At 61.6% G+C, this 23,421-nt stretch carries 20 protein-coding genes; 2 read left to right on the top strand and 18 right to left on the bottom strand.

Going from position 1 to position 23,421, the window contains the following annotated elements; translation table 11 throughout:
* Positions 1 to 237 precede the first annotated feature (237 nt).
* The 6 genes from JFU57_RS26290 to JFU57_RS26265 all read right to left on the bottom strand — a co-directional run bounded on the left by JFU57_RS26290 (position 238) and on the right by JFU57_RS26265 (position 9,635).
* Positions 238 to 1,971, bottom strand: a complete 1,734-nt coding sequence (locus tag JFU57_RS26290) for an amidase (RefSeq protein WP_201132210.1) — start codon at positions 1,969 to 1,971, stop codon at positions 238 to 240.
* 418 nt (positions 1,972 to 2,389) lie between these two features.
* The gene (locus tag JFU57_RS26285) at positions 2,390 to 3,715 is read right to left on the bottom strand and encodes an amidohydrolase (protein ID WP_201131300.1); all 1,326 of its coding nucleotides are present in this window, start codon (positions 3,713 to 3,715) and stop codon (positions 2,390 to 2,392) included.
* Between the two features lie 9 nt (positions 3,716 to 3,724).
* Positions 3,725 to 4,909, bottom strand: coding sequence for an acyl-CoA dehydrogenase family protein (locus tag JFU57_RS26280; protein ID WP_020298668.1), 1,185 nt, complete (start codon positions 4,907 to 4,909; stop codon positions 3,725 to 3,727).
* A 21-nt stretch (positions 4,910 to 4,930) separates the two neighbouring features.
* Complete coding sequence (locus tag JFU57_RS26275) at positions 4,931 to 6,277, bottom strand: MFS transporter (protein ID WP_078468956.1); 1,347 nt, start codon at positions 6,275 to 6,277, stop codon at positions 4,931 to 4,933.
* Complete coding sequence (locus tag JFU57_RS26270; RefSeq protein WP_201131299.1) at positions 6,278 to 8,803, bottom strand: TonB-dependent receptor plug domain-containing protein; 2,526 nt, start codon at positions 8,801 to 8,803, stop codon at positions 6,278 to 6,280. It lies immediately after the preceding gene.
* 130 nt (positions 8,804 to 8,933) lie between these two features.
* Entirely contained in the window at positions 8,934 to 9,635 is a 702-nt protein-coding gene (locus JFU57_RS26265; protein ID WP_201131298.1) for an enoyl-CoA hydratase/isomerase family protein, read from the bottom strand.
* A gap of 147 nt (positions 9,636 to 9,782) precedes the next feature.
* On the opposite strand from JFU57_RS26265, the gene JFU57_RS26260 reads away from it, so the two are divergent.
* On the top strand, positions 9,783 to 10,805 hold the full coding sequence (locus tag JFU57_RS26260; protein WP_078468959.1) for an alcohol dehydrogenase catalytic domain-containing protein: 1,023 nt from the start codon (positions 9,783 to 9,785) through the stop codon (positions 10,803 to 10,805).
* A 2-nt stretch (positions 10,806 to 10,807) separates the two neighbouring features.
* Positions 10,808 to 12,301 (top strand): class I adenylate-forming enzyme family protein, encoded by a 1,494-nt coding sequence (locus JFU57_RS26255; protein ID WP_201131297.1) that lies wholly within the window; start codon positions 10,808 to 10,810, stop codon positions 12,299 to 12,301.
* A 9-nt stretch (positions 12,302 to 12,310) separates the two neighbouring features.
* On the opposite strand, the gene JFU57_RS26250 is transcribed toward JFU57_RS26255, so the two are convergent.
* From JFU57_RS26250 to JFU57_RS26195, 12 genes are all read right to left on the bottom strand, one after another.
* On the bottom strand, positions 12,311 to 13,093 hold the full coding sequence (locus JFU57_RS26250) for an IclR family transcriptional regulator (RefSeq protein ID WP_043230036.1): 783 nt from the start codon (positions 13,091 to 13,093) through the stop codon (positions 12,311 to 12,313).
* Between the two features lie 199 nt (positions 13,094 to 13,292).
* Positions 13,293 to 13,460 carry a hypothetical protein gene (locus JFU57_RS26245; RefSeq protein ID WP_201131296.1) on the bottom strand — a complete coding sequence of 56 codons (168 nt, stop codon included), beginning with the start codon at positions 13,458 to 13,460 and terminating at the stop codon, positions 13,293 to 13,295.
* 46 nt (positions 13,461 to 13,506) lie between these two features.
* Entirely contained in the window at positions 13,507 to 14,010 is a 504-nt protein-coding gene (locus tag JFU57_RS26240; RefSeq protein WP_201131295.1) for a hypothetical protein, read from the bottom strand.
* Positions 13,964 to 14,221, bottom strand: coding sequence for a PAAR domain-containing protein (locus JFU57_RS26235; RefSeq protein ID WP_078468962.1), 258 nt, complete (start codon positions 14,219 to 14,221; stop codon positions 13,964 to 13,966). Before JFU57_RS26235 ends, JFU57_RS26240 begins: the two co-directional genes overlap by 47 nt.
* A gap of 133 nt (positions 14,222 to 14,354) precedes the next feature.
* Positions 14,355 to 15,209, bottom strand: a complete 855-nt coding sequence (locus JFU57_RS26230) for a DUF6708 domain-containing protein (RefSeq protein ID WP_201131294.1) — start codon at positions 15,207 to 15,209, stop codon at positions 14,355 to 14,357.
* 2 nt (positions 15,210 to 15,211) lie between these two features.
* Positions 15,212 to 15,937 carry a DUF6708 domain-containing protein gene (locus JFU57_RS26225; RefSeq protein WP_342032577.1) on the bottom strand — a complete coding sequence of 242 codons (726 nt, stop codon included), beginning with the start codon at positions 15,935 to 15,937 and terminating at the stop codon, positions 15,212 to 15,214.
* A 133-nt stretch (positions 15,938 to 16,070) separates the two neighbouring features.
* Complete coding sequence (locus JFU57_RS26220; protein ID WP_201131292.1) at positions 16,071 to 16,580, bottom strand: hypothetical protein; 510 nt, start codon at positions 16,578 to 16,580, stop codon at positions 16,071 to 16,073.
* Positions 16,567 to 17,544 (bottom strand): hypothetical protein, encoded by a 978-nt coding sequence (locus JFU57_RS26215; RefSeq protein ID WP_201131291.1) that lies wholly within the window; start codon positions 17,542 to 17,544, stop codon positions 16,567 to 16,569. Before JFU57_RS26215 ends, JFU57_RS26220 begins: the two co-directional genes overlap by 14 nt.
* Positions 17,545 to 17,558: 14 nt before the next feature.
* The gene (locus tag JFU57_RS26210) at positions 17,559 to 18,104 is read right to left on the bottom strand and encodes a hypothetical protein (RefSeq protein ID WP_201131290.1); all 546 of its coding nucleotides are present in this window, start codon (positions 18,102 to 18,104) and stop codon (positions 17,559 to 17,561) included.
* Between the two features lie 44 nt (positions 18,105 to 18,148).
* On the bottom strand, positions 18,149 to 20,398 hold the full coding sequence (locus tag JFU57_RS26205; protein WP_201131289.1) for a toxin VasX: 2,250 nt from the start codon (positions 20,396 to 20,398) through the stop codon (positions 18,149 to 18,151).
* Positions 20,399 to 20,400: 2 nt separating this feature from the next.
* On the bottom strand, positions 20,401 to 21,288 hold the full coding sequence (locus JFU57_RS26200; RefSeq protein WP_201131288.1) for a DUF4123 domain-containing protein: 888 nt from the start codon (positions 21,286 to 21,288) through the stop codon (positions 20,401 to 20,403).
* A 2-nt stretch (positions 21,289 to 21,290) separates the two neighbouring features.
* Complete coding sequence (locus JFU57_RS26195) at positions 21,291 to 23,417, bottom strand: type VI secretion system Vgr family protein (RefSeq protein WP_201131287.1); 2,127 nt, start codon at positions 23,415 to 23,417, stop codon at positions 21,291 to 21,293.
* Positions 23,418 to 23,421 lie beyond the last annotated feature (4 nt).

Below are 23,421 nucleotides of genomic sequence, written 5' to 3'. Positions count from 1 at the left end.
CGCGGGTCGCCATAGAACAATCCGCCGAAGTTGTTTGAGGTCGGCAGCGACTCCGCTCAGGCGCGTGCCGAGGATTAGGCTCAGGTCGTCGCTCAGGCTGAGACGCGTCGCGCCATACAGGCCTCGTTCCTTGCGGATGTAGTGGTAGTCGGACTGCGCGTTGCCTGACGCGGTGACGGCGGCTTGCGCGCCGGGGTGATCGGGAGTGGCGCCTGCTGCGCGCCACTCCCTGGGTGGTCAGCCTTTGCCGCCCGCCAGGGCCGGAGTCCGCGGTGGAATCACCCGCTTGTCGGCGGTGGATTCAAAGGCCGAGGCCAGGCGCAGCAGGGCCGAGTCGTCGTAGGCGCGGCCGGCGAAGGTCAGGCCCACGGGCATGCCGATGTCGGCCATCAGGCCCATGGGCACGGTGACCGTGGGCACGCCCAGGTGGCGGATGGCGAGGTTGCCGTTGGCCACCCAGACCCCGTTGCTCCAGGCGATGTCCGCCGCCGCCGGGTCGACATCGGCATTGGCCGGGGCCACGTCGGCCACGGTTGGGAACAGCACTGCATCCAGGCCCAGGCGATCCATCCACTCTTCGAGGTCGATGCGCCGGGTCTGCTCCAGGCCGCGCAGGCCGTCGGGAACGCTGTCGATCTGGTCCCAGGGGGTGATGCCGCGCTCGGCCATCTTCACGTATTCATCCATGCCGGCGGCGAGGTCGCCTTCGCGGTTGGGCAGGGTGCCCGGGTCGTGGGGGAATATCTTCGGCCCGTCGACGTCCACCAGGCGCTTGAGCTTGGGGTCGCCGTTGGCTTGCAGGAAGTCATCGAACGCCCAGGCCGTCAGGTCCCACAATTCGTGGTGCAGGAACTCCTTGGACACCAGGCCGCGGTTGTACACGGTCGGCGCACCCGGGCGGTCGCCCTCGCAGTTGGAGACCAGCGGGAAGTCCACTTCCAGCACTTCGGCGCCGGCCGCTTCCAGGGCCTGGCGCGCCTGTTGCCAGAGTTCGATCACCGAGGGCCGGGTGTAGATGCGCTGGCCGGTCGGGCCACCGATCCCCGGCGCTTCGCTGGTGCCGGCCTCGGGGTCGGCGTTGATGTACATGCGCGGCACGCCCAGGCGCTTGCCCTTGAGGGCCTTGGCGTCGGCCGCCAGTTGCGGGTAGGACGCCGGGCGCACCGAGGCCACGCTGGGGATCGGCACCCAGGGTTGCAGGCGCCACAGGTCGCCGCGGGTGTCCGGGTCTTCGGCCACCACCACGTCCAGCACTTCCAGCAGGTCGGCCATGGTCCGGGCGAAGGGCACTACCACGTCCATGGTCGGGGTCAGCGGCCAGTTGCCACGCACCGAGATCACCCCGCGGGACGGGGTGTAGGCGCACAGGCCGTTGTTCGAGGCCGGGCCGCGACCGCTGGACCAGGTTTCCTCGGCCAGGCCGAAGGCGGCGAAGCTGGCCGCCGTGGCCGTACCGGCGCCATTCGACGAGCCGGAGGCGAAGGGCGCCGTGAGGTAGTCGGCGTTGTACGGGCTCTCGGCGCGGCCATAGACCCCACGCTGCATGCCGCCGTTGGCCATGGGCGGCATATTGGTCTTGCCCAGGCAGATGGCCCCGGCGCCGCGCAGGCGTTCGATGGTGAAGGCGTCGCGATAGGCCACCAGTTCGGCAAAGGCCGGGCTGCCGGAGGCGGCGGTCAGGCCCTTGACCAGGTAGCTGTCCTTGGCGGTGTAGGGAATGCCATCCAGTGGCCCCAGGGCCTGGCCCCGGGCGCGACGGGCGTCGCTGGCCTCGGCCTCCTTCAAGGCTTCGGGGTTGCGCACCACCACCGCATTGAGGGCGGTCGGCGTGGCGGGGCCGTCATAGGCGTCGATCCGCGCCAGGTACGCCTGGACCAGCGCCACAGACGTGACCTGACGGGATTCGAGGGCGGCGCGCAGTTGGGCAATGGAAACCTCGGTGACGTCGAACGGGGTCTTGGGCTCAGGCACATCACGTTTCAAAATGGATTCTCCTCTCGATTCTTAGGGCACGGCGTGGCGCGGCAGGGGGCTGGGCTCACCCTTGAGGGGGGCTATTTTGCACCAAGTCGGCGTTCAAGAAATCGCTATAAGCGTCGTTCTCGGTTATCCGCCCGCGACACGTCCTTCGGCAGCCAGCAGGCCAGCAGCCCGAGCAAGGGCAAGGGCAAGCCGCTGGCGCCGCTGAAGGTGGCGACCACCCCCATCGATCCGCCAGCAGCCCCAGGCCAGCGGCGCCGTCGGCTGCATGGGGTCTCGCCGCCGGACTACTTGTACGCCTTGCAGGAGCCGGACCTGGTGTCGGTCATCGATGAGCACTCCGGCACTTCCAGCGCGGCCAATCTTTCGACCAATGCCGTGGCCCAATGGGGCCAGACCGCCATTGCCCTTACGGGTTCTTGCCATTGCCCATGTAGCTCAGGGTCATTCGGCTCAGGGCGCTGATGCCCACCGCCAGGCTGGGGTCGTCGACCTGGAAGCCGGGAGAGTGGGTTGGCCACACCGGGCCGCCTTCCAGGCTCTTGGGGGTGACGCCCATGCGCATGAACAACCCGGGGATCTGCCGCGCGTATTCGGCGAAGTCGTCGGCGCCGTAGGTGCCGTTGTCGATCCGCACCGGGGTGGTTGACACCTGTTGCAGCACCGGCAGCATCCGGTCGACCAGGGCCGTGTCGTTGTAGCCGGCGCGATATCCCCCCGGCAGGTACTCGACCTGGGCCTTGGCCCCGGAGGCTTCGGCGATTTTTTCGGCGGTGCGGGTCATGCGCTGCAGCACGTCCTCGCGCTGTTCGTCGCTGACGGTGCGGATCGAACCCTCCAGGCGCACCTCGGCGGGGATGATGTTGTGCCGCTCGCCGCCTTCGATCCGCCCTACGGAAATCACCGGCGCCGGCAGCAGGCTGAGGTTCGACTGGCGGCTGGGAATGGTCTGCCAGGCGAGGATCACCTGGGCCGCCACTGGCACCGGGTCGATGCCGGTCCAGGGGAAGGCGGCATGGGTCTGGCGCCCGCTGATGCGCGCGACAAAGGTGTCGGCGGCCGCGGTGGTGCGCTGGCGGCTGAGGGTAAAGGTCCCGGCCGTGCCGGCGGTGACGTGGATACCGAAGATCACCTGCGGCGCCGGATTCTGCAGCACCCCTTGCTCGATCATCAGCCGCGCGCCGCCGGACTCGCCCAGGGGTGGGCCTTCCTCGGCCGGCTGGAAGATCAGCTTGAGGGTCCCCGGCAATTGCTCGCGATGGGCCGCCAGCACTTCGGCCACGCCCAGGGCCATGGCCATGTGCGCGTCGTGGCCACAGGCGTGCATCACGCCGATGTCCTTGCCTCGGCTGCGCAGGTCGTTGCCTTCATCCTTGCTGCGCACCGTGGAGGCATAGGGCAGGCCAGTCTGCTCGGTGAGGGGCAGGGCGTCGAGTTCGGCGCGGATCGCCACCACCGGCCCTGGCCGCCCACCCCGCAGAATGCCCACCACCCCGGTGTGGGCGATGCCGGTCTGCACGTCCAGGCCCAGCTCCCGCAGGCGTCGGGCGATGCGCTGGCTGGTGAGGACTTCGCGGTTGCCCAGCTCCGGCTGCTGGTGAATGGCGTGGCGCAGGGCGATCACTCCGGGCAGGGCGCGCTGGATTTGCGCGTCCAGGTCATTCCAGGGTTCGGCCGCCGACAGCGAGCCGGACAGCAACAGGAGCAAGATCCCGCCGGTTTTGACATAGGGCATGGTCCGGTCTCAGTAGGTGAAGGCAATGGGCGGTGAATGGGCATTGAGCAGGTAGTCACCGATCGCCTTGTACTTGTAGGCCAGGGCGTCGTGGGTGGTGTGGGTGCGGGCGTTGCGCCAGTGGCGGTCGAAGTTGTAGCGCGATTGGGTGGTGGCCGCACCGCCCACCTCGTACAGGCGTTCGCAGACATGCAGGGCGGCGCGGGTCGAGGCGATCTTGGCCTCGGCCACGGCGATGGATGAACGCACCAGGATCGCTTCCAGTTCTTCACCCTCGGCCAGGCCCAGCAGTTGACTGCGGGCCGCCAGTTCGACGGCGCCGGCGGCTTTTTCCACCAGGGCCTCGGCGCCATGGATGCGGGCCGCCAGGTCACCCACGGTGTGCAGGATGTAAGGGTCGTTGCGCGCCTGGTCGACGCCGCTTTCGCGCACCGGACGCGAGCCGGTCCGCGCCCACTGCACCGCATCGTCCAGGGCCGCAAGGCCAATGCCGATGTCGATCGCGCAATGGATCAGCTGCGCGCTGGCGCCGATGTAATTGCGCCGCTGGTACCACTGCGCCAGGGGAATGACCTGCTCCGGGCGCACCACCACGTCCTCCAGCAGGGTGCTGCCGCTGGCGGTCACGCGCTGGCCCATGCCGTCCCAGTCGTCGAGCAGGGTGATGCCCGGAGTCGCCGCCGGCAGCATCACGTACAGCGCGTTGCCGGCTTCATCCACGGCCTGGATTTTCAGCAGGTCGGCGAACAGGCAACCGGTGCTGTAGAACTTGCTGCCATTGAGTACCAGGTGTTCGCCACGGCGCTCCAGGCGGGTGTGGATTTCTCCGCGAAAGGTGCCGCTGCGCTCGGCGATCGCCCCCGAAGACAGTTGGCGCTCGGCGAAGGCGCCGAGGTACTGGCGTTGTTGCTCGGGGTTGGCGATCAGGCGCAGGTGCTCGACCGTGGCGAAGTGCGGAAACAGCGCCTGGGCCACGCTGGGGTCGGCCTTGGCCAGGGCGATAAAAATCTGCGCCACCTGCAACTGGCTGACGTCGCCGCCGCCCAGCTCCCGTGGGACCCGGGCGGCGCCGAGGCCGGAGTCGCGGATCAGGTCCAGCTGGGCATGGGGCAGGATCCGCCCGGCGTCGCGCTCGGCGGCGCCGGGTTGAATCTGGGTGGCCAACTGCTGGGCCAGGGCGAGGTAATCGGTCATGGAAGTGTCCATCAAAAAAAGTCAGGAAGCGTCGCGCAGGGCGTGTCGCGGCACGCCGAGCAAGAGGATCAGCGTGCCGCAGGCCACCAGGCCGGCGACGATGTACAGCGCCAGGCTGATGCTGCCGGTGGAGGTCTTGATCGCGCCGATCATGATCGGCGTCAGCAGGCTGCTGATTTGTCCGCAGCAATTGACCAGGGCCAGGCCGGCGGCCTTGGCGTGGTCCGACAGGTAGTAGGTGGGGATGGTCCAGAAAATCGCCGTGGCCACCAGGTAGCCGCTGGTCATCAGGGTCAGCACGGCAATCGCCGAATACGGGCTGAACAGGAAGTTGGGCAGAATCAGCATCGCCAGGGCCGCTGCCAGACCGCCGAGAGCGAAGTGCCAGCGCCGCTCCTGGTGCAGGTCCGAATGGCGGCAGGCCCAGAGCATCAGGCTGACGCCGACCACATAGGGCAGGGCCGAGAGCAGACCCAGTTGCCCGAGGTTGCTGACCCCGGAGTCGCGGATGATCGACGGCGCCCAGATATTGGTGACGTTGCCGGTGCACATGATGGTCAGGCAGTAGGCCAGGGTGATGAACCACACCTTGCGGTCTTTCAAGGCCTCGACAAAGCGCGTGTGGCCGCCGGGTTTGCGCTGTTGCCGCTCGCGGACCAGGGCCTGTTCGATGGCGTGCTTTTCAGCGGCGCTCAACCATTTGGCCGAAGCCGGCCTGTCGTCCAGCCAGTACCAGGCGAACAGCCCGGCGAGCACCGGCGGAATGCCGGTGATCACGAACAGCCATTGCCAGCCGGTGAACCCGGCGATGCCGGCGAAGTGGCTCATGATCGAGGTCGACAAGGGCCCGCCGATAATTCCGCACACGGCAATCGCCATGATAAAACGCGAGGTGATCCGCGCGCGGTGGCTGGCCGGGAACCAGTAGGTCAGGTACAGGATCACCCCGGGGAAGAACCCGGCTTCGGCCGCCCCCAGCAGCACCCGCAGCACGTAAAACTGCGCCGGGGTCTGGGCGAAGGCGGTGGCGATGGTCACCAGGCCCCAGAGGATCATGATCCGGGTCATGGTTTTCTTGGCGCCGATTTTTTCCAGCAACAGGTTGCTGGGGATCTCGAACAGCAGGTAACCGATGGAGAACACGCCGACGATGATGCCGAAGGTGGCGTCGCTGATGTTGAGGTCGGTCTTGAACTGCAAATGGGCGAAACCGATATTGACCCGGTCCAGCCAATTGAGCACGAAGCACAGGAACAGGAACGGCATGATGCGCCACGCCAGTTTGCGGTACAGGCGCTGGTCGAACTCGGGCACCGAGGTCCCGGCGCTGGGCCGGGCATCAACGGGCAGGGTGCTGGAAATGCTCATTTACCAGCTCACGTCGACTTTGGCGAAGTAGTACGCGCCTTCCAGGCCGTAGGGCGAGTACCAGCTGTAGGTCGGGTTGTCGGTGGGGAAGAAGTAGAAGCGCTTGGCCTCGTCATTCAACTGCTGCGGCCGACGGTCGAAGATGTTTTCGCCACCCACCGTGACCTTCACCGCATCGCTGAGCCAGTAGCCCAGGCTCAGGTCGGTGATCAGCGCCGGACGGATTTCCTCGTCACGGCTGGCGCTGATCTGGTTGCGCCCGGTGACTTTCGAGTAGCGGGTGCCCTTGAGCGTGACGTCGAAGTCGCCCAGCTGCCAGGCGGCGGTCAGCGAGGTCACGTTTTTCGGATAGGCCGAGGTCAGGTTGCCCTGGCGGTCGCGGCCCACCGCGCTGACCCCGGTGCCGGCGAGGGCCTCGGGCTCCTTGATTTTCTCGATGGTCTGCAGGCTCTGGTTGCTGAGCAGGGTCCACTTGGTCTTGCCGTAGCGGCCCAGGTCATAGCGGTAGTCGGCCACCAGGTCGATGCCCCGGGTGCGGGTGTCGGCCAGGTTGCCGAAGTAGGACACGATCTGGTTCGGGTCCAGACCGTTGCTCGCCAGCAGGTTGGACACGGCGGTGCCTTGCAGGTTGCTGGTCTGCAGCACGCGGTCCTTGATGTCGATCTGGTACAGGTCGAGGGTGACGTCGAGGTTCTCGGTCGGTGTGAGCACAAAACCCAGGCTGTAGTTGGTCGAGCGTTCCGGCTTCAATGCCTTGGCGCCCAGGGCCTTGCCGGCGGCGTCGTCGACGGTCACGTAGCGGGTGGTGGCCTGCTCCAGCTGGCCGGTGAGCGGGCTGGTGCGCCAGGCGGTCAGCGACGAGGAGTAGTACTGCTGTTGCAGGGACGGCGCGCGAAAGCCGTTGCTGAGGGTGCCGCGCACCGCGAACTGTGGGTTGAAGGCATAGCGGGTCGAGAGCTTGCCGCTGCCGGTGTCGCCAAAATCGCTGTAGTGCTCGAAACGGCCGGCCAGGCTCATGTCCCACTGCTCGGTCAGGCTCTGGCTGAAGTCGATATAGGCGGCGGTATTGGTCCGCGAATAGTTATGCGCATCGGCAGGGGTAAAACCCACCAGCCCGGGCGCACCTGGGTTGGGGCGCTGGCCGGCGAGGGGGCTGCCGGCGGGGAACACATAACCGCCATCGGCATAGGACGCGTATTCGCCGGCCTGGATCTCGAAGCCGTCGCGGCGGAACTCAAGGCCGGTGGAGACGTTCAGCGGCTTGGCGAACAGCCCGGTGTCGAAGGCCCGGGTCAGGTCCAGGTTGTTGGTCCACTGGCTGGCGATCAGGTTGCCGCCGTCCATGTCACGCGGGCTGTTCGGCCCCAGGGATGGGTTCAGCGAACGTTCGTTGCGGGTGTTGGCATTGTTGTAGCCATAGCTGGTGCTCAGGTCCCAGTGCCAGCCCAGCAAGTCGTCGTTGCGCACGCCGAACACGCTCTGGAAGTCGTCTTCCTCGACCACGAAGCGCGGCGAAAACCCGTCCGGGTATACCGAAACGATGTTCTGCGGCGAGTTGGCGGTGCGGTAGGTGCCCCAGCTGGTGGAGTTGCGGTGGCTCAGGGTCGAGAACGAGTACAGGGTGTAGGCCTCGTTCAGCGGCAGTTCGGCGTTGTAGCCGAAGTTGTAGGTCTGGGAGCGCGGCTGGCCCAGTTGCTGGCGGTAGCGGCTTTCGCTGGTTTCCCGTGGGTCGGGCTGGCCGTTCTGGCGGAAATAGATACTGGTGCGATCCGGTACCGCGCCGGCGACGTTGGAGCTTTCCTGCACGCCGATGTCGGCGCTGAGGCTGAAGAAGCCCTCATTGGGCAGCTCGAAGCCCTGGTTGATCTGACCCTGGCCCCGGGCGCCGAAATTGCCCTTGCCGCCAACCCGATTCGCGTACTGCCCGTACAGGGCGCTGGCGCTGCCGCCGGAGTGGTTGCTCTTGAGGATGATGTTGATCACCCCGGCAATTGCGTCCGAACCGTATTGCGCGGCGGCGCCGTCGCGCAGGACTTCGATGTGGTCCACGGCGCTGACCGGGATCAGGTCGAGGTCGGCCGGCGACTGACCACTGGCGGTGGCGGCGGTCTGGACGAAGATCAGCGACGTGTTGTGCCGGCGCTTGCCATTGACCAGCACCAGCACGTGATTGCCGCCCAGGCCGCGCAGGGTCGCGGACTTGACCGACAGGCCGGTGCCACCGGTGAAGCCGGCGGCGTTGGTGTAGGACGGCACGGCGGCGGCCAGGGCGTCGCGCAGGTTCTGCTTGCCGGAACGGGCCAGGTCGTCGGCGCTGATCACATCGATCGGCGCCAGGCTCTTGGCCACGGTGCGGCCGCTGTCCCGGGCGCCGGTGACGATGACCGTCTGCAACGCAGTGTCGCCGGTGGCCGAAGTGCGGGCGCCACTCTCGTCGGCCAGGGCCGCCGGGCTGGCGCACAGGCCGAGGATGCCGGCGGTCAGCAGGCTGAGCCTGGGGTGAAAGCGGGTGTACGGGCGAGACATGGTGAGGCTCCAATGTTTAGGTGCCGCTTTCCATTCCTGGTGGTGGGAGTTCCTGACAGTACTGGCGAGGCTGAAGTGTTGGTGTTTCTCGTTATGGGCAGAGGGTGCGGGCGGCCTTCGTGGGCCGCGCTCAACGGTCGAGCATGACGTCCTGTCGGGCCTGGTCGACCAGTGCCAGATGCCGCTGCAGGCGGCTGTTGCGCTCGGCCAGCAGCAGGCGCTTGGTCCATTCCACGGCCTTGGCGGAATGGGCCGCGAGCTGCGCCGCCAGTTCCAGGGCGCGGGCATAGGCGTCGTCCACCACTTCATTCACCAGGCCCATGGCCAGGGCCTCGCGGGCCTCGAACCGGCGGGCACTGAGCATGATGTCCAGGGCCGCAGCTTCGCCAATCAGGCTCGGCAAGGTGATGGCGCTGAAGCCGGACAACATGCCGTGCTGCACTTCCGGGAAATGGAAGCGGGTGTCGTGGCGGGCGATGCGGAAATCGCAATGAATGGCCAGGCTGATGCCCAGGCCCAGGGTGTGGCCGTGCAACGCGGCGATCACCGGTTTGCTCAGCTCATGGCCGACGCCGGGCAGGGCGCGGGCCAGCACCTGGCTGCTGACGGTCTCGCCGGTTTCGCGGATTTCCTTGAGGTCGGAGCCGGCGCAGAACGCCCGCTCGCCGGTGCCACGCAGCACGATGGCGCGCACGGCGCGGTCATCCTGGGCGCGCTGCCAGGCGTCGGCCAGTTCGTGCTTGGCCTGGCTGTCCAGGGCGTTGAGGCGCTCGGGGCGGTTGAGGCTGACCACCAGGATCCCTTCGCCAACGTGTTGGTACTCGACTGTCATGGTTTGGATTTCATCGATTGTGAAAGAAAGACGCTTTGCCCCTTGAGGTCGGCGTCAAAGTGGGGAAAACTTAATTGATGTGCACAATGCAAACAACATGTTTGTTATATGAACATATTCTTATCAGGTCACAAACGGTTATAAAAAATGAAAGCGATAGTTCTAAAAGCCTTCGGCGGGCCGGAGCAACTGCAGGTCGAGGAGGTGCCGACACCGCAACCCGGGGCCGGTGAAGTGCTGGTCAAAGTGCATGCGGCAGGGGTTTGCCACCACGATCTGCTGCACCGCGCCGGGCAGCTGCCGGGGGCCCACACCGGGGTGGTACTGGGCCATGAAGTGGCGGGCGAAGTGGTGCAAGTCGGCGCCGGAGTCCTGCAACTGCGGGTGGGAGCCCGGGTGGTGATCTACCAGCGACGCTTCTGCGGGCAATGCCGCGACTGCCTGCGCGGCCGCCAGGACCTGTGCCGCGCCCTGGGCCTGCCATCGGTGGACACCGAAGGCGCCTATGCCGAGTACCTGCGGGTGCCGGCGATCTCCGCCGTGGAGTTGCCCGACGGCCTGGACTACACCCTGGCCGCCCTGGCCTCATGCCCGATCGCCACCAGCGTGCGCGCGCTGTACGGCGAGGCGGCGCTCAAGCCCGGGGAAACAGTATTGATCAACGGCGCCAGCGGCGGCCTGGGCGCGCACCAGATCCAGCTGGCCCGGGCACTGGGCGCGCGGGTGATCGCGGTCACCGGCAGTGCGCAAAAGAGTGAATTCCTCAAGAGCCTTGGAGCCCATGAAGTGATTGTCAGCCACCAGGGCTACAGCGCCGAGGTCTGGCGCCTGACCGGCAAGCGCGGGGTCGACGTGGCCATGGACAACCTCGGCCACACCCTGGAAGACACCCTGCGCAGCATGACCCTCGGCGGACGAGTGGTGGTGCTGGGCAATGTGCAGCCGGGCAATGTGGCAGTGTCTCCCGGCTTGCTGATCGGTCGCCGGCTCAAGGTCCAGGGCTCGGGCAGCGCCACCCTGGAAGAACTGCGGGTGGCCCTGGCGTTGATCCACAGTGGCCAGGTGCGGCCGCTGATCGACCGTATCCTGCCGTTCCCGCAGGTGGCCGAGGCCCACGCGCTACTGGAGTCGCGCCAGGTCAGCGGGCGCATCGTCCTGAGTGGGTGGTGAGCATGGATATCAGTACGCTGCTGGCCCAGGCGGCCGGCAAATGGCCCGAGCAACCGGCACTGAGCGAGCCTGCCAGCGCCCGCAGCCTGACCTTCGCCGAGCTGGACCGGGCGCTCAGCGGGTTCGGCCAGGCCCTGGAGCGGCTGCAGGTGGCGCCCGGGGCGCGGGTGGCCCTGCTGGCCGAGGCCAGCCTCGACTATTTGATTGCCGACTACGGCTGCATGGCCAACGGTCGGGTGCGGGTGCCGCTGGACCCGGCCCTGGCCGCCGATGAAGTGCTGGCCCAGGTGCGTGATGCCGGGGCTGTCCTGCTGCTGTTCTCCCCCCAGCACCTGGCCCTGGTTGAACGTCTGCGCCAGGCGGGCATCGACTGCCGGCCCCTGGAGACCCTGACCACCCCGGCCGCTGGCGACCTCAGGTCACGCCCGGCCCAGTCGCCCCAGGCCCTGGCCTCGCTGAACTACACCGGCGGCACCACTGGCACCCCCAAGGCAGTGATGCATCGCCATGCCAGCCTGTGCGCGGTGTTGCAGAACATTGTCATGGCTCGCGGCGCGGTGGTCGGCGATGTGCTGCTCAATGTGCGGCCGCTATGGCCGATTGCCGCGGTGGCGGTGTTGGCGCACCTGCTCAGTGGCGGCCAGGTGGTACTCGGCGGGCGCTTTGATGGCAAGACCTTTGTCGCCCAACTGCTTGAGTATCGGGTGGCCTTCAGCTCCCTGGTGCCGACCCAACTGCTGCGCCTGTTGCGTGAAGCCGGCACCGCGCCGCTGCCGTTGCCAGCGTTCAAGAGCCTCGATGTGGGCGCCGCCGCGTTGAGCGGGGAGGTGCTGGAAGGATCGTGCAGCCTGTTCAGCGAGCGCATCAGCGTGCTCTACGGCATGACCGAGGCGCCCTGGAGTTGCTACTTGTCGGCGCCGCAGATGGCGGCAGCCCGGCGTAGTGCAAACGGGGCCGAGGGCCTGGTGGGGCGCCCGGTGTTCGCGGCGGCGGTGCGCATCGACCAGCCCGATGCCCAGGGCGTGGGCGAGATTCTGCTGGGCGGCCCGCAATTGATGAGCGGTTACTGGCAACAGGACGCCCTCAGCGCGCGGGTCCTGGAGCACGGCTGGCTGCGCAGCGGTGATCTCGGGCGGCTCGATGCCGATGGCCAGTTGCGGGTACTCGGGCGCTGCAAGGACATCATTCGCAGCGGCGGCAAGTCAGTGCAGCCGGGGGAAGTCGAGCAGAGCCTGCTGAGCCATCCCGGGGTGCAGGATGCCCATGTCTTCGGCCTGGCGGATGTCGAATGGGGAGAGCAGGTGTGCGCCGCTGTGGTGCTCAATGGCGCCGGCAAGCCCAGTGCGCAGGAGCTGATGGAACACTGCCGCGCCTTGCTGTCGCGTTACAAGGTGCCGCGCCGGGTGTTCGTGGTCGATGAACTGCCACGCTCCCACTACGGCAAGGTGCAAAAGAACCGGCTGCTCGCCGTGCTGGGGCCGGAACTGGCGTCCTGACTCTGCGGGCTAGAGGTTGCCCAACTGCGCCGCGATGCCTTCACAGGCGCGGCGTACATGGCTGGCCAGGGAGGAGGCGGGGTGGGTTTCCTGCTCCATCTCCAGCCCGGCCACCACCACGGCACCGATCGCCGGCCCGGCCTCCAGGCGAATGGGGAAGGCCACCGACGAGAGCCCCGGCTTGAACTCGCCATGGCCGAAGGCAAAGTCCTGCTGGCCACGGATCTGCTCCAGGGCCGGCAAGGCCTTGGCATAACGCGCCTCGCCGAGAATCCCCAGGGCCGTGGCCGCGTCATAAGTGGCCAGCACCGCGCGGCCACTGGGGCTGCCGTCGATGGGGAACTGGTCAGCCAGGTCGACAATCACGTTGAGCGGGGTGGTCGGGGTCCACATGCGCTCGATCAACACCACCTGATCGCCCACCGGCACCGACAGCGACACAATGGCCTGGCGCTCGCCGATCACCCGCTGCAACTCGATGGCGTAGGGCAGGGCGATCTTGCGCAGGTTGAGGCGGTTCAGATACGCCGCCGAATAAATCAGGCACTCCGGCCCGATGCGATAGGTGCCGCCCTGGGATTCGATCAGGCTCCAGTAGGTCAGGGTCTTGAGCAGGCGATGGATAGTGGTGCGGTCGATCCCGGTCAGCCGCGCCAGGTCCAGTGCACTGGCCCCGTGCTTGAGGCCCGACAGCGTGCGCAACAGCACAATCGACCGGTCGATGACCTGAACGCGCCCGCCCGCACTGTCCTTGCTGCTGGTGAGGGGGGGATGAATCGAAGAAATATCCATTGTGGCAGCGGCTTCCGAAATCATTTTGGTCGGCCAGCGCAGATCGCAGGCTTGGCCGGTGGCCAAGGTTAGCCGTGATCGGGTGCGGGGTGAAGAGCAATCTGAATTCGCTGAGCGACTGCCCGGGTGAGGCAGTACCGCTGTCGGTGACTGCGGCACGCCGTTCATGGGGACTGCCGAAACGCGGCATCCCTGGTCACTAGGCGTTTCGGCGTCTTATGGCCCGCGCGATGGCTATCACGACGATCAGCAACAGCGGCGAGTATCGGAGGAGGTACGTCTTGACCGTGTCCCACGAGCGTTGTCGCTGCAATTCTGCGCCGTAGTCGAAATACCGCAGGTGCGGTCCGCCGATGACATCGGTCATGGATGACGCACTACCTGGGGTGCCAACGCCCGCATCCCCGTAGTCTTCACCTGGCTCGAACTCGATGGCGGCGGCGAGCTTGCGTACGGCCTCGATAGGCGTTTCGCACTGGGAAATACTTGGGGCAAGTACTTGCATCTCCACGGCCCAGGTCATGCCGAGGCGCACCGCGGTCATATTCATCGAGATAGGCTTGCTCCACCACACGCTGCTTTCGCCACACCTCTAGCCGCTCGGCGACCGCCTCCGGCAGCTTTCCGGCCTTGCCTGCACGCTGAGTACGGTCTATCACCTCGAGAGATTTCCCGTCACCGATGCTCCCTCCGTTGTCGAGCATCCTCCTGGTCATGGGGTTGCGCAGGATCTCTTCTTCGGCACTCAGCGCCTGCTTGTAGGTCAGCGGCTTTGCTGCCTTGGTTTTTGCCGAATCGCCCGGCGGGGCTGCCGAAGAAATTGAACTGCTGCGAGCCTTTACGATGGCAAGGCCGACGCGATGTTCGCGGTCACTCGACCAACCAACCGCTTTCACCTTCGACCAGCGTGCCGCCATGGCTCGTGGTATCCCCCTGGCGAGCAGCGGCCTGGCCCTCGATGATGGTTCCGGGCGAACCGCTCTGGATAACCGCGCCACAACTGGTCTGGTCACCTACCCGGGCCACCGCTTTGCCATTGACGGTGGCAGAGCTCGCGCCACTGACCACGGTTCCACCTCCATGAATAGGGCAACTGTGTGCGTGGCCTACGAGAACGATGGGTTTCATGTTTGGTTTCCTTTGCTTAAACGTAGGAGGGCGCCACCAGCAACTGGCTGCGCCATTGGTTCTGAGTGGCAAGCGCAGTGCCAGGCTGTACGTGGGCATGTTGTTGTCGGGATTGGCCTATTAATCGCCATGCTCAATGCTCCAGCGCTTCGGGCGGCGGCGGGGCGCTGCGGACGTTGAACAGGCGGCAGACGGCGTACCAGCACAGGGCCGAAAACAGGTTGTAGGGGAATAACAGCAGCCACATCGGCAGCAGCCAGTTCTTCTTGCCCTGCAACTCACCAGGTTCGCCGGTACGCCAGGGCGCATAGTGGCGCCAGGCTTCGGCTGGGGTCAGGCAGATGCGGTGCAGCGGGACATACCACCAGTTGGGTTCGCCCGGTGCCAGCAATTTGTCCGGGCCTTCTTCCATAAACTGGCGGATGTATTCCCAGACCTCGGCGATGTAACGCGGGTCCGGGTCATTGGGATGGTTGCTGTCGACCCAGAGGACGATGCGGTCTTTCTCTTCACCGGCGGCTGGGCGGGGGCCGAAGGCGAGGGCGAAGTTAGTGCTGAAAGAGCGGCCGCCAAATTCGTTACGTACGAAAATGCCACCTTCGGTTTGTGCCCAGTCGAAGGTGATAAGGGTTTTGTTGCGTTGGTAATAGACTCTTTTTGTTTTGCGGTTGAAGTAGAAGTTGGACAGGCGCTTGATTAAGAAAATGCGATAGCCAATCAAGATGCTTATAAGTGCAGAGAACGCTAGAGAAATTACATAGATAAAAAGTGAGGTGGCGTCGAATTCGCCAGCTTCAATAAATCCATATGTAGCATCTAGTAAGAAAATAAAAGTCATAGAGATATACATCTTCCCCATGAATACCGAATCCCCTACCCATGGATTGCGCAGGGAAAGAACATCACGATCAACGTCTACTAATTGATCTCGAATTGCTGGTAGTACGCCGGTTTTAGTCTGATGGGAGAATTGCCAAGTGATCGCCATGCTCAATGCTCCAGCGCTTCGGGCGGCGGCGGAGCGCTGCGCACGTTGAACAGGCGACAGACGGCGTACCAGCACAGGGCCGAAAACAGGTTGTAGGGGAATAACAGCAGCCACATCGGCAGTAGCCAGTTCTTCTTGCCCTGCAACTCACCAGGCTCGCCGGTACGCCAGGGCGCGTAGTGGCGCCAGGCTTCGGCCGGCGTCAGGCAGATGCGGTGCAGCGGGACATACCACCAATTGGGTTCGCCCGGTGCCGGCAATTTGTCCGGGCCTTCTTCCATAAACTGGCGGATGTATTCCCAGACCTCGGCGATGTAACGTGGGTCTGGGTCATTGGGATGGTTGCTGTCGACCCAGAGGACGATGCGGTCTTTCTCTTCACCGGCGGCTGGGCGGGGGCCGAAGGCGAGGGCGAAGTTGGTGCTGAAAGAGCGTCCGCCAAATTCATTGCGTACGAAAATGCCGCCTTCGGTTTGTGCCCAATCAAAGGTAATAAGAGTTTTGTTGCGTTGGTAATAAATCTTTTTTGTTTTGCGGTTGAAGATGAGGTTGGATAAACGCTTTATTAAGAGCGTGCGGTACCAGACAATAAACGCTATGAATGCAGGGAAAATCATGAGTATCGAATAGACCAGTAATAAAGCGGAGTCGATATCTCCCTCGTGAAAAAATAAGTATGTAATAAGTAATGCACAAATTGAGGTTGTGGAAATATACATCTTGGCCATGAAAACTGAATCCGATATCCATGGATTACGCAAGGAAAGAACATCATGGTCCACGTCCACCAATTGATCTCGAATTGCTGGTGGCACTCTTGTGCGGGTCGATCGGGAAAACTGCCATGTAATTGCCATGTATTTAACGCTCCAATCCAAACTGCGCGGAAGCTCCCGCACTTTCATCGAGTCCCTGGTTCGGGTTGTAGTTAATATTCAAGAGCACGTTGTTGTGCGTCGATATTTCGCTCTTGAAGTGAAGGACCAAGCCGCCAGGAATCAAATGGCAGGTCGGCTTATTGGCAATTGCAACACTGTCCTGGCTGGGCCCAAGTGCGCCCAGGGCACCTGTCCAGTGGCTTTGTCCGATGATGTAACCGCGCAAGAGGACGGCAAACTCCACAACATTCGGTACTTCCGGTGCGGGGTTCATCGTGATCGCACCCCAAGTTGACGTTACCCATGAAGAGTCGTCGTGCCACCGGCTATCGATGCCCGTCAAACCCAATGCCTCGAGCTGTTGCTTTTCCAATAATGCTTGCGCGAAGTCAGCGGCATGCCAGTCTTTAATTTCTTCAGTAAAACCCCCATAGGGCGGTAGAGCTTTGCGCATCAAAATCCAATTCAACGAATTTTCATTATTCCTCTCCATTCCAGACACCGTCACAAGCGTCAATGAGTTCCTGGGGCCATTTCTTTCGTGGGAGTATACGATCAAGCGCCATGTAGAGCAGATCTCCTAAGGTTATTAACCAAAGTGTTGGCGCTACGAGTGGGAATAAAAATGGTGCTATAAGACGCTTCCACCAAACTTTGCTTTGGAAGATTTTGAATGGCGACCACATAGAGAAGCACTCTCGAATGCTTGTGGATTTATAGTTACTTATGGCAGAAGAGGGCGGAAGAGTTCCTGCGCCTTGATGCATGAAAAGTCGAATATATTCCAAAATCATTGCGGCTCCGTATATACCTCGATTGAAGAAAGCTTCGTCTGCATCCTTTGTTGCGCTGATGCTAATACGTAACTGGTCATTAGAAAATGTTTTGTCCTGTTCTGCATAAGGAAAGGCCAGTATCAATACCCCTTCGTTAATAGGTGCGCCTCCTGAGGCGATGGTTGTTATATCTTTTATATAAACTTCCAGATGCTCGTATCTCTGGCTGATCCATTTTCCTTTGATAATGCATGTGACTTTGCGCGTCTCACGGTTGAATATGATCGGGAGCTGAGTGCGCCATGGGATAAATATCCAAATGCAACAGAGGAAAAATACAAAGGTTATGCCGGCTGGGTAATGCCAGTTTTCCATGTAGTGACTTATAGCTCCGGCGTTATATCCGTTTGTAGCTGTGTCGTGACGGTAGCTGAAAAACTCTACTATAGAAAAAAATACGAATATAAAGGGCAGTACTACTGTTGCCCACCAGCTCATACTGGACCGTCCACCATAAATACTCCCGGATACGGGACGTATAAAGAGGCATTTTTCAGTGACTTTCATCACGTTGTTGTCGGCGGCGGGAGTGACGCCAAGAGATGGGGCCGCTAGGCGTAATGCATCGGCAGATAAATAAAAGGAGATTTTTTCTATTTCTGGAACTGTATTTCTTTTCATTGAGATATTCCTCTCTAATAGTACCAAGGTGCATCTTTTTTAGTGAGAAGGAATGATGATTCTAGATTTTTTTCAAGGAGGGTCGGTACATAGCTAGGTTTTACGTTGCAAGTAAAGTCGTGCCCGCCGGTAAGTCCTGTTATTTGGTAGGATAGAGTGCTGCCCCCGCTGGGTAGTTTCTCCACACTAGATGTGTTTTTAATCGAGGTGTTTGAAGAGCCTATCTCAATCATTTTGATGGTGTTGATTTTTCCGACTAGCGGATAAGCTATTTTCAAGGTGAGAGTGTTACTTGTTATATGCCAGTCTTCCTCAAGTTTTTGCGGGCTATACAGGGCTTGGATATATCCCATATTTTCTTCGTCCAGAGTTGCGTAGGCAGAAAGGCTGTCGCGATCAAGAAGTTCTTGCTTTCCGAAACTCCCATCATTCAACCAATAACTTAGTGGGGTGAATTGATACTGATCCCCTTTGATCATGAACCATAGACCTATCCCAAGTAGTATCATTCCTGCTGCAATCCAGCCCCAAACGGGTACAGTTGCCGCTGCTCCAGCCATTGCTACCCCACCTGTTGTTATGGCTGCCCCACCAAGTCCGAGCCCTAAGCCTGCCAATGCATAGGCTGTAGCAGCTTCATGGTTTCCAATTTTTTCTGATCAGCCGCCTTAAACCAATTAGATAGAGCATCGAATATAGCGCCGCCATATCCGAACAAACGAGTTGCTCCTACACTTGATAATCTACGAACAAGTAAGCTCGCCATGGAAACCCGGTTGTAGATGTTGGGGATATATGCCCTAAAGGCAATGAGTAGGCCGTTTGTTGCGCTCCCTACTCCCATGATGGCGGCCATTAAATTTGAACTTGTTGACCAGGCTTTGTTGATATCTAAAGCAAGGATGGCACCTTTTAAATTTATTAGACTGAAAATCGCTACACCTGCAGCTGCACCACGTTCAAAGACTTGTAAGAACGGATTGGCGTATCGCGTCATTGGCGTCAACCTTTGCCAGACGATTACTTCCATTGTGTCTCCGGCTCCCATTGCAAGTGATCCCGTTGCCACAGAGCCTCGTGGAAAACGAGCAGCATCTTCAAGAGCTGTAATGGCTTCCTGCTGGGTAAGTCGGCGAGTCATCAGACGATCTTGGTAGCGTGTTTCTAGCATTTGCACTAAACGGTTGGCGTCATCCAACGTCCCTGTACCCGCTAATTGATGAATACGTTCGGCAACTGTGTTGCGCGCAGCGCCATGCCAAGGTCGGCCCACATCAGAATTCGGAAAACGGCTTAAAACATAGACACCGACCTGTTCCATCAGATAATGAACTGCCGCGTAGCGTAGGAGTTGCGCTGATCCTTTACCCAATGTCGTATCGGTGGCGACGTCCATCTTGTTTTGCCAGATCGCATCCACAAATCCTTTGTCGTGCTCGATGTTGACCAGAATGGGGTTGGTCTTCCAAGGCAGTTTCCACCACCGGTTGAAGAGCTCACGCTCGGCGTCCGCTTTGCCTGGAGGCATCGTTTCTGTACCCCAGATCATGCCTTCGATGCACAAGGAGAATGCAATTGCATGACTCGTCGAGGACCTGGGCTCTTTGGTGTCATAGCGCAAGAAGGTCGTGCCCATATCGTGTGGTGCTGCCGTCGTTAGGTAGCTTTCTAGCCATTTACAACGGTCGTTCTTCTTGTCCATGACTGCAGCGTGCCGCTTCTCGAGCTCCTTGGTGAAGTCCTGTATGAACTTCACCCGATCCGCTTCCTTTACGTGACGGACATAGAGTGGGGCGGCCTCCGACAGAACAGCAGCCCGCTGGCTAATCGGGTCAGAGGGCAACGAATCGAGTAGTCGTCGCGCATTGGGGTAGGAAGATGGGCGATATTTGGCTGGCTCTCGCTCTATCACTGCCAGGTTTTCGGTAAAACGTTGGCGCTTCCACTCTCGCTCATCCATGTCACGCTTGAGGGCACGTTCGAAGGCTTCCTTACCCTTGCCTGTCACACCAGCTTTGTCGGCATAGGCTGATTCGTAGACGCGCTCGATCATCTGGGCAATGAGCATTTTACGAAAACGCTGGACATGGTCTGCGTTGCTGGATTGCTCGGGCGTCGAATTGTACGTTTCCATCTTTTGGCGCGACTCATGGAATACACCCCCAAGGTCCTGCACCAACGCAATATTGTCGTGCATGACCACGGCGATCTGCTTGGCAGGCGCTACGGTTTTCATGCCGGTTACCAACGCCTGGGCCGTGGGAGTTGACTGCTTGATTTTCCAGGGTGAGAAAGTTAGATGGGTGCCCTTAAACTCCTCCACCAGCTTGTCCAACTGTGCAGCTGCGAAGGTGTGCTTCGTTAGTGCGCTGGCTTGCCAGATATTGAGGTCGATAGTGGTTGCCAGTTTTGTTCGCACCCCATCCCGGTCGGACTCGATGTCACGGATCTTGCGCTCGGTCAGCAACGTGTCGGTCAGCAGGATATGCACAACGGAACACTCTTTTGCCCAAATGTGGGGAACTGATTTTCCGGGTCTGTAACCTTCAATCGCCGCTTCCAGGGAGCGGTGCTTTGACAGCAGTTCGATGAACTGCCCGTTCTCTTCATTGACTCGCCAGACGTAAACTTTGCCCTCTGTTTCGTCGAACAGGTAGATAAAGCCACCGCCCACACAACGCAGGCCATATTGAGCATGGTCGAGCTTCTTGAAGCCCTTGGCTAACGTTGGTTCGTCATAGGCATAATCCGCCCCACCCTTCGGACGCGGATGCGCGGAATAACGCAAGGGAAACAACGGAATTCGGGCTTGGCAGCTTTCGTTGGTGCTGCTGTATTGGGTGCTTCCTGCCATGGTCAGTGTCCTTCTGTCATCAGGTGGTTCAGTGCCTGGGTAGCGCGGGCGCCGGGCGTCAGGCTGGGGTCTTGCAGCAGGGTGATCACCACGTCTGCGCGCTTGGAGTAGGCCGGGTGTCGGAAGACTTCCAGGGCGCTATCCAGGTGCTGGATCTCCTCGAAGCCCCAGCGTTTGAGCTGGTCCAGCCAGATCAGGGTTTGCCGGCGTGCGCTGTCGTAAAAGCTGTGTGGGGCTTGCTGGGTGAGCGCGATGTTTTTGCGCAGGTGATGCTCGCCAAGCCCGGTATCGATAGCTGTCATTTCTCCATGACTGAATTGGAAGCCCCCCTGGACCGGGAGCGGGCCGTGGGCGTGTTGATAGCGCCACCACTGGTGCACCGGGCCGAAGTTTTCACGCCATATCAGTTCTTGCACAGGGCCGAGCAGGGCTGCGGCGCGGTGGGGTTCGAGCGTGCCGAGAATGCTCGCGAGCGCCGCAGTCTCCTGGAGTCGCCAGCGTGCCTTATTGCCATTGGGCATCAGTACGAACAGGACTTCCCGTAGCTGGGCAAGCACATCGTCGATTGGTCGGACTGATGCCATGAACACTGCACCGCCGATGGCTGCCCATTGGTCGAGAAAGAGTGCGGGCAAATCAGAGCCTGGGTGGTACTGCACCAGCAGCGGCCCGTCGCTGCGGTATTGGTCATACTCGGTTTCGCTCCAGACCCAGTGTTGCGAGGTGGCGTAGTCGACCGTGCGCACGAAATCGGCAATGGATGGTTGTTCCGGCGCGTCCGGTTGTTGCATCAGCCACTCTTCCAGTACTTCGCTTTCGAGTAGCAGATAGGTAGTGAGCGATGACGATTGCACGTCGGGCAGATGGGGCTGTTTCAAGGCTTGTAGCATGCTCAGCTTCCTTGAAAGTTGCCGCAAGGGCAGTCTGGGCGTGGGCAACTGCCATCGCTGCGTTTCATGCACAACACATCGAACGGCACACCAGGGGCAGGCACTCCCAGGGGGGCGGGGATAGGACTCGCTCCACCCCCCTGCTTGTTCATCGGCCCCTTCAACACGATGTTGATGCCATTGAGCGTGATGCCGGAGCCGTCGATACGGATGCTCCCACCGGGCCCCTTGAGGGTCAGTTGGGTGGTTGCCTGGATCTCGTAGACCTTGGTTCGATAGCGAATCGCCTGGCCTGCCTGTAGCTCGGATCGGCCTTCCACGCTGTGTTCCTGGTGACCGCCGATGCTGACCCAGTGGTTGGCCGTGGTCTTGTCCCGGCGGTGGTTGCCGACTTCTTCGGTGCGGTCTTTGCCGGTGCGGATTGTGTGGTTGCGGCCGATGGTCAGGTAGTCGTCCTGGCCGATATCGTGGCGCCGGTCTTGGCCGATGTTCACTTGTTCGTCGTTGCCGACTGTTTCCTTGCGGTCGTGACCGATAGAAACGGTTTCGTCGTGCTCGACCTGTTCGCTGCGGTCGTGGCCGACGAAAGTCGTCTCGTCGTGGTTGATGTGGATGTTCTGGTCTTTCTGCGCATGGACGTAGATTTCCTCTTGATCCTTTTCATCCTCGAAGCGCAGTTCGTTGAAGCCTTCGCCTTTGTGGGTTTTACTTTTGAGGGTCATCCGGGTTTTGTGCCGGGGCAGTTCGTAGGGCGGTAGTTGCAGGCGGTTGTAGGTGCGGCCGGTGATGATCGGTTGGTCCGGATCACCGTCGAAATGGTCCACGATGACTTCCTGACCGATACGCGGGATGGCCATATGGCCCCAGGTCGCGCCGGAGATGTTTTGCGAAACGCGGATCCAGCAGGAGCTGTATTCGTCCTCTTTTCCTTCGCGATCCCAGGGGAATTGCACCTTCACGCGGCCGTATTCGTCGGTAAATATTTCCTCATTTTTTGGGCCAACCACCGTGGCGTTTTGCGGACCGTCGATCAGTGGTTTGCGCAGCGGCTCAGCGCGCCATTCGGCATCGTCCGGCACCAGTTCGGCCTGGTAGCTGTAGTGGGTGCCGAGTTGCGCCTCGGCGCTTTCTTCAGCCTGACTGGTGTACTGCTTGCCGTGGTGGACGATGCTCACCGGACGCCAGCCACGGTTCAGGTCTTCCCGTGGGTGGCCCGCGAGAGTGAAGGAGATACCCGGTTGCAGGCGCGGATCATCGCCCTCGACCAGGGCCATACGCGCATCACGCCGATGACCACGCAAACGGTTTTCAGCGAAGGGTTTGCCGGCCTCGTCGAACTTGGCGCGTGCCGGATAATCGTAGCGTTCGTACTGTCGGCCCTGGTGGTCGAGATCGACGCCATCACGGCTGTGATGGTGGCTGTAGCGCGGATGGTGGAAGGTGTAATCGCGCTGAGTCTGGCGCGCGGTACGCACGTTTTCGCTGTAGGCAAAGCGGCGTAACGCGGGTTGCGGCTGATCACCACCGGGCGTGGCGTTGTATTGCACCGGCTCATCGCCCACCCGACCGTGGATAAACAGGCGATCGCTGTGCACCAGTTGATGGCCTTCGGCGCCGTGGCGGAAGGAGTAGAAAAAACCTTCCTCGCGCATGATGCGCTCGACAAAGTGGTAGTCGGTGTCACCGGCCTGCACGCAGTATTCGCGGGCTTGGTGTTCGGTGGTGAGACGTTGTTCGTAGTCTTGAGTCAGACCGTGTGCCTTGAGCACCGCCTCGGTAATCTGCGGAACAGTCAGCGTCTGAAAAATTCGCCAGTCGGAGCTGAGCTTGAGCCGTGCCAAGCGCGGTTCGATCATTGCCGAATAACGAGTGCGCCTGAAGCCGCTGTCGTGCTGGACGAAGGAGGAAACGGCGCCATGCACATAGCGCACGGGAGCCTCGCCATGCCAGAGCGTCAGCAACGCCGGACGATCCAGCACCTGCCCAAAGTCGATAGCCGGATTGGCGCTGCTCAGTTCGACGGAAAGATGAAAGGTCTCGGACAAGCCTTCGTGCAAGGTGAACTCAACAACGTCAAAAGACTCATTGCCAATGCTGAAGGTGAAGCGCAGGTCGGATTGGATGGCCATAGGG

Origin of the sequence: Pseudomonas sp. TH07, from assembly GCF_016651285.1 — a bacterium.
Taxonomy (GTDB): Bacteria; Pseudomonadota; Gammaproteobacteria; order Pseudomonadales; family Pseudomonadaceae; genus Aquipseudomonas.
The sequence above is the reverse complement of the archived record's forward strand: the minus strand, read 5'-3'. Positions and strand labels throughout refer to the sequence as shown.

What these genes read in the sequence shown, in the direction of transcription:
- JFU57_RS26285 (WP_201131300.1), bottom strand. Translation starts at nt 3,715, where the DNA reads ATGCCCTATGTCAAAACCGGCGGGATCTTGCTCCTGTTGCTGTCCGGC.
- JFU57_RS26280 (WP_020298668.1), bottom strand. Translation starts at nt 4,909, where the DNA reads ATGACCGATTACCTCGCCCTGGCCCAGCAGTTGGCCACCCAGATTCAA.
- JFU57_RS26275 (WP_078468956.1), bottom strand. Translation starts at nt 6,277, where the DNA reads ATGAGCATTTCCAGCACCCTGCCCGTTGATGCCCGGCCCAGCGCCGGG.
- JFU57_RS26270 (WP_201131299.1), bottom strand. Translation starts at nt 8,803, where the DNA reads ATGTCTCGCCCGTACACCCGCTTTCACCCCAGGCTCAGCCTGCTGACC.
- JFU57_RS26265 (WP_201131298.1), bottom strand. Translation starts at nt 9,635, where the DNA reads ATGACAGTCGAGTACCAACACGTTGGCGAAGGGATCCTGGTGGTCAGC.
- JFU57_RS26260 (WP_078468959.1), top strand. Translation starts at nt 9,783, where the DNA reads ATGAAAGCGATAGTTCTAAAAGCCTTCGGCGGGCCGGAGCAACTGCAG.
- JFU57_RS26255 (WP_201131297.1), top strand. Translation starts at nt 10,808, where the DNA reads ATGGATATCAGTACGCTGCTGGCCCAGGCGGCCGGCAAATGGCCCGAG.
- JFU57_RS26250 (WP_043230036.1), bottom strand. Translation starts at nt 13,093, where the DNA reads ATGGATATTTCTTCGATTCATCCCCCCCTCACCAGCAGCAAGGACAGT.
- JFU57_RS26245 (WP_201131296.1), bottom strand. Translation starts at nt 13,460, where the DNA reads ATGACCGATGTCATCGGCGGACCGCACCTGCGGTATTTCGACTACGGC.
- JFU57_RS26240 (WP_201131295.1), bottom strand. Translation starts at nt 14,010, where the DNA reads ATGGCGGCACGCTGGTCGAAGGTGAAAGCGGTTGGTTGGTCGAGTGAC.
- JFU57_RS26235 (WP_078468962.1), bottom strand. Translation starts at nt 14,221, where the DNA reads ATGAAACCCATCGTTCTCGTAGGCCACGCACACAGTTGCCCTATTCAT.
- JFU57_RS26230 (WP_201131294.1), bottom strand. Translation starts at nt 15,209, where the DNA reads ATGGCGATCACTTGGCAATTCTCCCATCAGACTAAAACCGGCGTACTA.
- JFU57_RS26225 (WP_342032577.1), bottom strand. Translation starts at nt 15,937, where the DNA reads ATGGCCAAGATGTATATTTCCACAACCTCAATTTGTGCATTACTTATT.
- JFU57_RS26220 (WP_201131292.1), bottom strand. Translation starts at nt 16,580, where the DNA reads ATGGAGAGGAATAATGAAAATTCGTTGAATTGGATTTTGATGCGCAAA.
- JFU57_RS26215 (WP_201131291.1), bottom strand. Translation starts at nt 17,544, where the DNA reads ATGAAAAGAAATACAGTTCCAGAAATAGAAAAAATCTCCTTTTATTTA.
- JFU57_RS26210 (WP_201131290.1), bottom strand. Translation starts at nt 18,104, where the DNA reads ATGGCTGGAGCAGCGGCAACTGTACCCGTTTGGGGCTGGATTGCAGCA.
- JFU57_RS26205 (WP_201131289.1), bottom strand. Translation starts at nt 20,398, where the DNA reads ATGGCAGGAAGCACCCAATACAGCAGCACCAACGAAAGCTGCCAAGCC.
- JFU57_RS26200 (WP_201131288.1), bottom strand. Translation starts at nt 21,288, where the DNA reads ATGCTACAAGCCTTGAAACAGCCCCATCTGCCCGACGTGCAATCGTCA.
- JFU57_RS26195 (WP_201131287.1), bottom strand. Translation starts at nt 23,417, where the DNA reads ATGGCCATCCAATCCGACCTGCGCTTCACCTTCAGCATTGGCAATGAG.